Here is an 11585-nt window from a genome sequence, read left to right as displayed (position 1 = left end):
CACGCGGTTAAACGAGGAGAACTCCTTACTTGCTGTTTAAAACGCCGATATCTGTCGGTTTTGCCCACCGCCGCGATCGATGAACTATATTGTTCTGCGGTCGGACCGGAATCCTTCTGTGAACGAAGCTCTGGACCAAATCTATGAAAACGGCTCATTCGCGCCTCGGCTTTACACTCATCGAGCTGCTGGTCGTGATATCGATCATCGGTATCTTGGTCGCCTTGCTGTTGCCAGCCGTGCAGGCTGCGCGAGAAGCGGCGCGGCGTACCGATTGTGCGAACCGTGTGCGGCAATTGGCCGTTGCGACGCACATGCACCACGATGTTTTTCGCTACTTTCCGCCGGCGCGTTACGAATCGCGTCCCGATGCCGATCCGTCGAATCAATGCGGATTGGAGACGCCAACTTGGCTGGCCCGCGTGATGCCGTTCATCGAACAAGTCTCGCTCGGCGATCAATGGGACTTTTCCAAACCGTGGCACCAACACGACGAAAGTGTACGGACTGTCGTCCCCGATATTTTCCTGTGCCCTTCGCGACGGGCGGGCACGCAACCGATTGGTACACGTAATTTGCGAACGACGGTCAATGGAGGTGGTGGAAGGTTGCCGTGCGGTTGCCCGCTTCCGCCACGCACCGACGATGTCGCTGTCAATGTTCCCGGAGCGCTTTGCGACTATGCAGGAAACCATGGCGACCTGACTCCCGGATCCACCGGCGCACCGACCGACTTCTATTACGGCGGCAACGGGACGGGAGTCATCATCAGCGTCCGTCCGACTTGCAAAGATGGAAAAGCAATAGGTCCGTCGGATCGCATCCGCATGGCCTCAGTCAGCGACGGAACCTCCAGCACGTTCCTGTTTGGTGAGAAGTTTGTCCCTCTCGACGGGCTCGCTCAATTCCCCGAGGACTCTCCCGCCTACGATGGCGATCACCTGCCAGCCTCTTGCCGCCTGGCGGGTCCGGGACTGCGGCTGGCCAGCGGGCCCCGGGACGTGCTGGCCGACATGTTTTCGTTTGGCAGCTGGCATCCCGCCGGCGTCCACTTCGCCCTGGTCGATGGCAGCGTACGGATGTTCAGTCCAACGACCGACACGAAGACTCTCGGATCGTTGGCCAACCGCGGGGACGCACGTGTCGTGGAGTTGCAACAGTGAACAGCAAGGCGAATAACTGGCGTTTTCTATGTTGCGGCATCGCAATCTTAGCTTTCGTCAGCGGTTGCGGAAACGCAGACAATTCCTCCGCTGGCTTCGTCAGGTTCGACGATGGCACCCCGGTGCGATCGGGTAGCGTCGAGTTTCGATCGGTCGCCGATGGTTCGCGGTACGCAAGTCGCATCGGAACCGACGGCAGCTTCACCTTGACCGATCAAGATGGCGAGCCTCGTTGCCCACCTGGTGAATACGAAATCGTCGTCGTGCAGATCGTATTGACCGAAGACCTCGCAGCCGACGCCCACCAGCACGGTGGCACCGTCCCACGTCGCTACGCCGACTACTATACTAGCGGGCTAACAACAACCCGCGGTGTTGCAGACACTACACCACTGCTGGTAACTCTCGCCACCGGCGACGAATGACAATCAGCAATGCCAGCGGATCATCCCGCTAGGATCGATCCATGTCATCGACAAGTGACTAACGGGTCGATCGGGAACATACGTTCTCGGTGGCATTCTTGAGACCACGATTTCTTTTGCATCGAAGCCACAGCGGCCGGCCCCCCAGTGGATGCATCTTGCTGTCGATAGCGGCCGGGATCCCTCGCCCTGACCTCTTCGCCCGGGAGTTTGTTTTGCCGGGCGGCGTTGGCTACGATAGGCAGATCACCCTCCCTTGATACGGGCAGAGTGTCTTCCGCAAAGCCCGTTGCGACGGTTTTGCAATTCTCCCATGCCTTACTCACGACTTATTGCGGAGTCCGTATACCTATGATTCGCCCCTTTTTAGTGACAGCCGCTGTAGTGACACTCTGCCAAGGCATATCCGCCGCGGCACCATTGGCCGATTCCAAACCGAACATCATTCTGGTCATGACCGATGACCAGGGTTACGGTCCCGTCGGCCGTCATGGGCATCCCTGGATTCAGACTCCCAACCTCGACGCTCTCTACGATCAGAGCACCCGGTTTACGCGGATGTTAGTCGCACCGACATGTGCGCCAACGCGATCGGCGTTGATGACCGGCCGGCACCCGATGCAAAACGGCGTCACGCATACGATTCTCGAACGCGAGCGGATGACGTTGGATGCGACCACGCTGCCTCAGGTACTTGGCCAAGCGGGCTATCGATCGGGGATCTTCGGTAAGTGGCACCTGGGGGACGAGGATGAATATCAGCCCCAAAACCGTGGCTTTGACGAAGCGTTCATCCACGGCGCCGGTGGGATCGGCCAAGCGTACGACTGCAGTTGCGCCGACGCCCCCGGCAACAAGTACTTCGATCCCGTGCTGCGACACAACGGGAAGTTCGTTCAAACCGATGGCTACTGCACCGATCTGTTCTTCGACGCCGCGTTGGGCTGGATCAAAAAGCAGCACGATCAGAAGCAGCCGTTCTTCGCCTACATCGTGACCAACGCGCCGCACAGTCCATTTATCGCCCCCGCCAAAAACGCGAAACGCTTTACCGACCTCGGTTTCACCGACGACCAAGCGGGGTTCTACGGGATGATCGAAAACATCGACGAAAATGTCGGCAAGCTGCTGGCGAAGATGGAGCAATGGAACATGAAGGAAGATACGCTGTTGATCTTCATGAGCGACAACGGGATGACCGGCGGCGGATCGGGCCGCGGCAACCAACCGATGGGAACGCTGGCCGATGGGACATTGATGCGTCCCTACAACGCTGGCATGAAGGGGCTGAAAGGGAGTGTCGACGAAGGCGGCTGCCGCGTGCCGTTTTTCGTCCGCTGGGATGGACATGTCGCGGCGGGGCAAGACGTCGACCGGATCGCAGCTCACCTGGACGTCTTTCCGACGCTTGTCGCATTGGCTGGTGGAACGCTGCCAAAGGGACAGGTCGAAGGACGCAGCCTGCTGCCGCTGATCGAAAACCCGCAGGCCGATTGGGAGGATCGCTATCTGTTCACTCACAAGGGTCGCTGGAAAACGGGCGAGGAGCCAAACGAATCTCAATGGAAAAACTTTTCGGTTCGCAATCAGCGGTTCCGCTTGGTCGAGGGGAAGGCTTTATATGACATGCAAGCCGATCCGGGGCAGAAGACAAACGTGATCGACCAGCATCCGGAAGTCGTCCAAGCGATGCGCGACGCGTACGACGCTTGGTGGCAAAAGACCCGTCCGATGATGGTCAACGAGACGGCTCCGATGTCCAAGACGCGGCCGTTTCACGTCGCGTTTGAGCGTCAGAAGCAGGATCAGGGGATTCCAAGCTGGCAGTCTCCACGGCTGTAATCCTGCAAATTCGCAGCGTCTGAGTGCACGAGCACTCAGCAAAACAGTCCGGTTAGAGGATTTTTTCCGGCAAATCCGGTGCTTTAATCCCCACCTTTGATTAGATTGTGCCACGGGCCGTGCGCACTTCGGAATCCCCCCGTCCGCGCTGTTCCGGTCCCTCCTGATTTGTCCCAGGAACTTGCAAAAGCCTCGGTTTCCGCGAGGCGTGCTGCTCTCGGCGGCCCAAATCCACCTAAATATAGACAGGCAAAAGACGTTATGGCGGTGAACAATAAAGGACGCCTCTTTGGCAACGGCAGCGATCGCAAGTCGAACCGAGCAGCCGGGCCGCGTCGCAAGCTGAATCAGCTGCGTCGTTTGGTCGCCGAGTCACTCGAACCGCGACAATTGCTCGCCGCCGACCTGGCACCGACGTCGATGGTATCCAACCACAATTATCTGGTCGCAGAAGACGTCAACGCCGACTTCCGAATCACCCCCAGCGATGCGCTGATCGTTCTGAACCAATTGGCTCGCGGCGGCGAAGGGGAATCCGATCCGAACGACTCCGCGGCGCATCGTTTCACCGACGTCAACGCCGATGGACGCCTGACGCCATTGGATGCGTTGATCGTGATCAACCGCTTGACGCTTGGCGAAGCCGAACCCGATCCATTGTTGGATATCGAGCTCGACGTCACGCAGGATGGGACTTCGCTGTTAGCCGACGGCTCGCGCAACTTCGAAGTCAACGTTGGCGACAAGTTTGATCTCGAGGTCCGCTACACCGATCAGCGTTCGATCTTCGAAAACCGATTCGGCGCGTTTTCGCTGTACGTCGACATCTTGGCGACCGGTATCGATTCATTCCGACCGGTGCTCAGCGAAACGCAGATCATCGAACTATCGGAAAACCTTGTCGATGCTGGCGGTTCGCTGACGTTGGCGTTCGACAACCAGCCCGATCGGATCGCCGAGGTCCTTGTCAGCAGCACCGATCCCAACGTGCCGACGCTGACCAACGATCCCGAGCGGGCGATCGAATTTGCGATCGAAGAAGGGCTTGGTTTAGGAGCGGATACGGTTTCGGTAAGCCAAGCGGCGCGGTCCTCTCGCGATATCGATGGCGGAGGCGTCCCGATCGTCGGCACCGGCGATCCGTTCCGCTATATCATTCGCTTTACCGGCGAGAGCGCCGAATTTGTCAACATCCCCAATTTGCTTGTCAATACAAACACCTTGACCGGTGCGACGGTGACCCAAAACGTTACCGAAGTCCCTGTCTACACGAGTCCCGACAATACGCAGATCAATCCCAACTCTCTGCTCTACAACATCGATTTCCGTAGCTCGTCGATGAACGACAGGGTCGTTTACGGCGACGTTCGTTCGGGCGTCTACAACCCGGGAAACCTCGAGACATTCGACGAGATCGGCGGCGTGGGGCCCGCTCAAACCAATGGTCTGTACGATCCCAACAATCCAACGCTGCTAGATCGTTTCGAAGCATTCAGCATCGAAATGCAGGCGGTTCGGGCACAAGACAACGTCCGCTTCACGCTCGATCTGCCCGACAATCCGATCGGATCGGAGATCTCGCTGTACGGTTCCAGCGCCAGTTCGGATATCGCATTAACGCCCGACATGATCTCGATCGGGTTGGTCGACGATCCGATAACGCCCCAAGACGAACGGACCGGACTGGCGGTCGGTCGGTTCGTGATTCCAACTCAATTGTCACTGACCGCGGTCACGGACAATGTCTCGATCGACGAGGATGCAGCTGCGACGCCGATCGATGTCTTAGCCAACGACCTGCCGTCGCCCGATGTTTTGAATCTGTTGTCGGTCGGGCCAGCCAGCCACGGCACGGCAAGCATCGTGCAAGGGGAAGTCTTCTATCAACCAGCCGCCAACTATTTTGGCAGCGACACGTTCACGTACGAGATCAGCAACGGGACTCAGTTTGCCACCGGAACCGTGGTCGTCGACGTCCGTTCGATCAACGATCCGCCAACCGCCGAACGGATCACCGTGACCGTTCCTCGCGGCGAAACGATCGCGATTCCCTACACCTCGTTTTTGCTGCCTCAACCAGCCAACGAAGCCCGCGGCATCAGTATCACCGAGGTTTCCGCAACGCTGGGGCAAGCTGTCGATTCGACCGGTGGCAACTTGGTCTATCGAGCTCCCGACACCGCCGCCACATCCGATCAGATCGCCGTCACCTTCTCCGATGGGATCGATACCGGCAACACGGTGATCGACGTCGTGATCATCAATGCGGGCAGGCCGGTGGCGGAACCCGACACCCTGATGGTCAACGAAGACACTGCGACGACGTTCAGCGTCGCCGCGGCGCTGCTTGATAACGACACGATCACCACGGGCACGAAGCGTTTGGTGTCGATCGATACCGCGGGGACGCAGGGGACTGTCGCGCTGCAAGCCAACGGAACGTTTGTCTATACGCCGCCCGAAAACCAGTTCGGAACGGCTGCCGATTCCTTCCGCTACACGATGACCGATGGCAGCAATCCGAGCGAGCAAGCGATTGTCACGATCGATATCTTGAGCATCAACGACGAACCGGTGGCGGGCGATCGATCGGCAACGATCAACACCACGACGACCAGTTCGATCATGATCGATCTTTCCAGCGTTATCAGCCCAGGGCTTGGTGAGGCAGGTGTTCCCGGCGAGACGGTCCAGATCAGCCAGGTCAGCGATGGAAGCCGCGGTGCAACGGTTAGCGTCGCCGCGGGGGCGATGGGAGTGAACTACACGCCCGTTGCAGGCATCACCGGGACCGAGACCTTCACCTATACCGTCGCCGATCAATTTGGCCTCGAAGCTGTCGGAACCGTCACCGTTACGATCACCAACACCGGTGGCGGCGGAACGGGCGGCACCGCGTCGATCAGCGGTGTCAAGTTCCACGACTTGAACGACAACGGAGCTCGCGACGCCGGCGAACCGACGCTCCCCGATTGGACGATCTATTTGGATCTGAACAACAACGGAAGCCTGGACACCGGCGAACCGACAACGCTGACCGATGCCCAAGGTGCTTACCTATTTGAAGACCTGTTGGCGGGTGATTACAGCGTCCGCGAGCTCGCTCAAACCGGCTGGCGACAGAGCTATCCGCAGATGATCAACAGCGACTCGATTTCGATCGACACCGGCGATTATGCTGGGTTTACGACGGTCGCCGACATCGATGCCGATGGCGACCTCGACGTGATCGTCGCCAACGAATACTCCAACTCCAAGCTCCGCGAATCGAACATCGCGTTGCTGACCAACAACGGAAGCGGCAATTTCGCTCAATCGACTCTGGCTCTGCCCCGGGACGCACGTCCGCACGCGGTTGTCGCCGACCGCGACTTTACCGGCGACGGGATCGTCGACCTGGTCGTTGCATCGGCGGGAATCCCTGGCGGCGCGGCTGGCGCAAACGGGCTGCAGATGTTTGTCGGCACCGGCGCGGGTTTCAATCCTTCATGGCAGTTCATTCCGGCGGGCGATGGTCCCTCGGATCTTGCGGCTCGCGATTTCGATGGTGACGGCAACGTCGATCTCGTTGTCACCAACCACCGTTCCGACAATCTATCGATCCTAATGGGACTCGGCGGCGGCAGCTTCACATCGCCGATTCCATTGGCCGCCGGCGACGAACCGGTCTCTTTGTCACTCGGTGAATTGGCGAGCGGGGCTGGCGATATCCTGGCGGTTGCCAACTACCGATCCGGCAGCGTTTCGATTTACACGGGATCTGGCGGCGCGTTTGCACTCCGCAATTCGATCACCGGGCTGACCAATCCGACCGACGTCCGGTTGGTCGATATCGATGGGGACGGCAACGACGACCTGGTTGTCGCCGACTCGGGAACCGATACCGTCCGCAGCTACCGAGGCAATGGCAGCGGCGGCTTTACAGCACTCGAAACCAAAGCCGTCAACACCGGTGAGGTCGACGACCTGCGAGAGCGTCCCGAAGCGATCGATGTCACCGATTTCAATCGCGATGGAGCCCCCGATCTGTTGATCGCCAATCGCGTCGGCGGCGAATCGCTGTGGCTCAACGATGGCGATGGGACGTTCCCCCATTCGTCGCAGCAGCTGGGGCAGACGATTCCTAACTTCAACCCGATGCTCGCCAAATCGATTGCCGTGGCGAATCTCGACGGCGACGACCAACTCGATTACGTCGTCGCCTTTGCCGCTGGCGGTGTCAACATCCACACCACCACCGTCTCGGACGATCCTGGATTTTATCTGCTGACGCTCGACGATGGCGATGCTGCGGTCGACAACGACTTTGGCAATTTCCAATACGCGGTCAGCCCAACGGCTACCGTTTCGATGTCGGTCTCACAAACTGCGATTACCGAAAACGCAAACTCCAATACATCGGTCGTCACCGTCAGACTGTCGGAGGTTTTAGAAACAGGAGTCACCGTCACGCTGGGGCTTGCCGGAGCGGCGACACGCAACGCCGACTACACGATCTCCACAACCCAGTTGACGATTCCCGCCGGTTCATTGACAGCCACCGCAACGATCGCCAGCCTGAACGATGAGATCGACGAAGGGGATGGCGAGCTTATCGCGTTGACGATCGACGACGTCGTTGGTGCAACCGAAAACGGGCAACAACAGGCGACTGTCACGATCATCGACGACGATGATGAACAGGTGCCAACGCTGCAGATCTCTTCGACACCCGCGTCGGTGATCGAAGGAGACGCCGCGACGGTGACGGCGACTCTTTCGCGGGCGACCGATCAAGATGTGATCGTCTCGCTGGGCTACGATTCCGGAACGGCAACGCGTGGTGAAGATTTCAACGGCGCCGCGGTGCTGACGATTCCCGCTGGCCAGACGACAGCTTCGCTGAACTTGTTGACCGTCGCCGACGGCATCGACGAACCCGATGAAGCGATCATCGTCGACGTGTTGGGAACCAGCGGAGCGTCGGAACTGGGGCTGCAATCGACGACGATCAACCTCGTCGACGTCGATGCCACGCCACCGGTCGTCCAGTTGTCGGCTTCGGCGACTTCGATGCCCGAGAATGGTGGTTCGGTGACCTTCACCGCCACGCTCGATTCGGCTTCCGCAAACGACGTGATCGTCGAATTGGCGTTCAGCGGAACCGCAACTCGCGACGCCGACTACATCACCCCAACGCAGATCGTGATCCCCGCGGGGAATCTGACAGGTTCGGTTACCGCGACATCGATCGACGATTTGTTGGACGATAACGCCGAAACGGTGAACGTCGAGATCTTCTCCGCCAGCGGAGCAACCGCCGCGGCGCAGACACCGCTGAGCGTGACGATCGTCGACGACGATGCCCCCACGGTTTCTCTGGTCGCTCAATTTGCAGAGATCATCGAAGATGGCGGCTACAGCCGGCTGACCGCTGTCCTCTCGTCGGCTCTGCAGACCGAAACCGTCGTCGAACTCAGCTTCTCTGGCTCGGCGATCCCTGGCCAGCACTTCACGATGCAAAGCCAGCGGATCGTGATCCCAGCCGACGCGACGTCAGCGTCGATCTTGATCCAAGCGATCAATAACCAGGAGATCGAAAACGCAGACCGCGTGATCCAAATCGAAGCGGTTGGTGCCAACGCGTCGACGACGATTACGATTCGCAACGAAGATGGTGTCTCGTACCCGCTGCGAGCCGCCGGAACGCCTTCGGCGATCGCTCCCGCTGAGGTTTCGCAAGCTGAGCTGAGCGGACTCTACGCGGCCAGCTTGGACGTATGGCAACAAGCCGGCTTGAGTGCTTCGGGACTCGATCGCTTGCGTTCTCTTTCAATCGAAGTCGCTGACCTCCAAGGGGACGTGTTGGGACGCGCTCTCAACGATCGGATCGCTATCGATTCGGATGCCGCAGGGTTCGGATGGTTCGTCGACGCCACGCCGTTGGACGACGAAGAATTTGAACCGGGCAGCCAATCCGAGGTCTCCGGTGCGATCGACCTGTTGTCGGTGATCTTGCACGAACAGGCGCATGCGCTCGGCTTAGATCATGGCGACAGCCCGCTGATGTCGGAGACCTTGGAGGCTGGAACGCGACGGACGCCATCGGCCGACGATGTCGATCGAGCACTGCAGGAGATGTTTTAATTCGAGCCCAGCGGTTCGATGATTCGCTGGCTGATTTGCCGCGCGACCGCCAACCGATTGGCGATCTCGCGCGGGCTTGGTCCCGACGCGATCAGCGTGAAGACCGGGTCGCCAGCGAGTATCTCGCTGCTATCCGCAGGGATGTCGGCGATCTCAATCGCATCGGGCAACGCGTCGCGAAGCGGCTGATACGCAAACCGGATCGCGTGATCGGCGTACAATACGCGTTTCCCGATCAGCGTTTTCGATTTTTCGATCGCCGCAACTTCCTCCTCCTTGCATGCAGCGATGTGACGTTGCAGCAGCGAAGTGGAGCCGCGATCGAACAATTCCATCGACGCGGTCCAGCGCGGATTCAGCTCCAACAACCAGATCCGTTTCGCCGGATCGACGATCACATCGATCCCAAACAGACCGCGGAGTTGGGTTTCTTGGACGATGTATTCCGCCAGCCTCTGCACACGTTGCTGCAGCGAATCAGGAAGCGTCAGCAGACCGATCGATCCCTCGTATTGAAACGGCTTCGGCCGCTGGCGGCTTCGCAAACTCGCCGCGACACCAATCGAGTCGACACGGTCGCGGGATGCGAGAAAGTTGACGCCGAAGCTGCGACCGGGAATCTGGCATTCGAACCAAGCGCTTGGATCGGAGCCCGCTGGCATTTGAGTGGCGGGGAAAACGCCGAGCCCGCCGGTGGAGAACGCTCGTTTGAAAAGCCATCCGCTGGTCGGCAACGGCTTGTGCGTGCAACGCGGCGGACGCGCGAGGTCCGCGACTTCGGCAGCTCGATCGAGCCAAGCAGGATCGTTTAACTGGCGGATCTGTTGCGCGGTAGCGCCGAACAGACGATGCGTCTTCCGCAACGCATCGAGTTCGAGAAGACGACTTTCCAGTCCGCCCAGCGGAACCACCGCGTCGACGGACTCGCCAGCTAACTGTTCGGTAAGCGATCGGTCGCTTCGCAGCGGAGACCAACGATCGCAGGCCTCGCGTAGATCGCGGTCGCCAAAGAGATCGATCGCAGCGACGCGCAGCCCGCTGCGGCGTGCGGACTGAGCCGCGGCGCGGGCGGTTGCTCCCACGAAAACGATATTCCCGGCGGCGGAAGATGACACGACTGGTACTTCAATAACGAGGGCTGTTGGTTGTTTTGCACCGCAAGAGGTGGAAATCGCGAGCTTCGGGGATTTGCAGTGGCCAGCGACTCTGGTAACTTTTGTGGTTCTTAGTAGCTGAGTGGAGTCACCGTGGAAGGCAACAATTTGTTGTGTTTCACCAGCCCGAAGCGCGAGCGAGGCATTCCGATCAGAACTCTGCTGGGAATCTCGCCGACGATCTTTGGACTGACCAACCTTCTGTTGGGGATCGCCGCTGGCTCGTAGTCCACCATGTTTCGCCGACTCCCAGGCGAGCAATTCAACAACCGTTGGCTGGAGAAAACTCGAATGCAATTTTACATCGGCGAAGCACTTGATGGCGATGGCAACGAAATCGCGCACATCGACCTGATGATCGGTAGCAAAGACGGACCTGTTGGCGTCGCGTTCGCCAACGCCTTGGCAAACCAAAGCGAAGGTCACACCAACCTGCTGGCCGTTTTGGCTCCTAACGTTGCCGTCAAACCAGCTACCGTGATGGTCACCAAAGTAACCATCAAGGGAATGAAGCAAGCGGTTCAAATGTTTGGCCCCGCACAAGCTGCGGTTGCCAAAGCAGTTGCCGATTCGGTTGGCGACGGCGTGATCCCAGCCGACCAAGCTGAAAACCTCGTGATCGTCTGCGGTGTCTTCATTCACCCCGAAGCCGAAGACAACAAGAAGATCTACGACTACAACTACAGCGCCACCAAGATGGCGATCGTCAATGCGATGGGCAACAAGCCATCGGCCGACGAAATGCTGGCTCAAAAGGATGTCGATCATCCGTTCAAGGGCTTCTAAGCAAAGTCTTACCGACGATGGCGGTGGGCCGATTTGCCAGCCGCCTCTGCTTTGCCAACCCTCTGCATCCCCGTCGACGCGCGTCAGCC

General features: G+C 59.1%; 7 protein-coding genes. 6 read left to right on the top strand and 1 reads right to left on the bottom strand.

Features of this window, described 5'->3' with window-relative positions; translation table 11 throughout:
• The first annotated feature begins 143 nt into the window (after window positions 1-143).
• The 4 genes from CA51_RS11945 to CA51_RS11930 all read left to right on the top strand — a co-directional run bounded on the left by CA51_RS11945 (window position 144) and on the right by CA51_RS11930 (window position 9556).
• Window positions 144-1163 carry a DUF1559 domain-containing protein gene (locus CA51_RS11945; protein ID WP_145120835.1) on the top strand — a complete coding sequence of 340 codons (1020 nt, stop codon included), beginning with the start codon at window positions 144-146 and terminating at the stop codon, window positions 1161-1163.
• The gene (locus CA51_RS11940; RefSeq protein WP_231746141.1) at window positions 1160-1588 is read left to right on the top strand and encodes a carboxypeptidase regulatory-like domain-containing protein; all 429 of its coding nucleotides are present in this window, start codon (window positions 1160-1162) and stop codon (window positions 1586-1588) included. The genes CA51_RS11945 and CA51_RS11940 overlap by 4 nt, the downstream gene beginning before the upstream one ends.
• 351 nt (window positions 1589-1939) lie before the next feature.
• Window positions 1940-3430: an arylsulfatase gene (locus tag CA51_RS11935; RefSeq protein ID WP_145120833.1), complete on the top strand. Its 1491-nt coding sequence runs from the start codon at window positions 1940-1942 to the stop codon at window positions 3428-3430.
• Between the two features lie 261 nt (window positions 3431-3691).
• Window positions 3692-9556, top strand: coding sequence for an Ig-like domain-containing protein (locus CA51_RS11930; RefSeq protein ID WP_145120831.1), 5865 nt, complete (start codon window positions 3692-3694; stop codon window positions 9554-9556).
• On the opposite strand, the gene CA51_RS11925 is transcribed toward CA51_RS11930, so the two are convergent.
• Window positions 9553-10671, bottom strand: coding sequence for an ATP-grasp domain-containing protein (locus tag CA51_RS11925; RefSeq protein ID WP_197451775.1), 1119 nt, complete (start codon window positions 10669-10671; stop codon window positions 9553-9555). The two genes, CA51_RS11930 and CA51_RS11925, sit on opposite strands and share 4 nt — an antisense overlap.
• A gap of 132 nt (window positions 10672-10803) precedes the next feature.
• On the opposite strand from CA51_RS11925, the gene CA51_RS26365 reads away from it, so the two are divergent.
• Both CA51_RS26365 and fae read left to right on the top strand, forming a co-directional pair.
• Window positions 10804-10938, top strand: coding sequence for a hypothetical protein (locus CA51_RS26365; protein ID WP_261342925.1), 135 nt, complete (start codon window positions 10804-10806; stop codon window positions 10936-10938).
• A 63-nt stretch (window positions 10939-11001) separates the two neighbouring features.
• Window positions 11002-11496 (top strand): formaldehyde-activating enzyme, encoded by a 495-nt coding sequence (gene fae / locus CA51_RS11920; protein ID WP_145120827.1) that lies wholly within the window; start codon window positions 11002-11004, stop codon window positions 11494-11496.
• Window positions 11497-11585: the final 89 nt, after the last annotated feature.

The organism is Rosistilla oblonga, assembly GCF_007751715.1.
Taxonomy (GTDB): domain Bacteria; phylum Planctomycetota; class Planctomycetia; order Pirellulales; family Pirellulaceae; genus Rosistilla; species Rosistilla oblonga.
Note: the sequence above shows the minus strand (reverse complement) of the source record. Positions and strands in the feature narration are given on the sequence as shown.

Excerpts from the sequence above, each read along its gene's own strand:
- CA51_RS11945 (WP_145120835.1), top strand. The coding sequence starts at position 144 with ATGAAAACGGCTCATTCGCGCCTCGGCTTTACACTCATCGAGCTGCTG.
- fae (WP_145120827.1), top strand. The coding sequence starts at position 11,002 with ATGCAATTTTACATCGGCGAAGCACTTGATGGCGATGGCAACGAAATC.
- CA51_RS11930 (WP_145120831.1), top strand. The coding sequence starts at position 3,692 with ATGGCGGTGAACAATAAAGGACGCCTCTTTGGCAACGGCAGCGATCGC.
- CA51_RS11935 (WP_145120833.1), top strand. The coding sequence starts at position 1,940 with ATGATTCGCCCCTTTTTAGTGACAGCCGCTGTAGTGACACTCTGCCAA.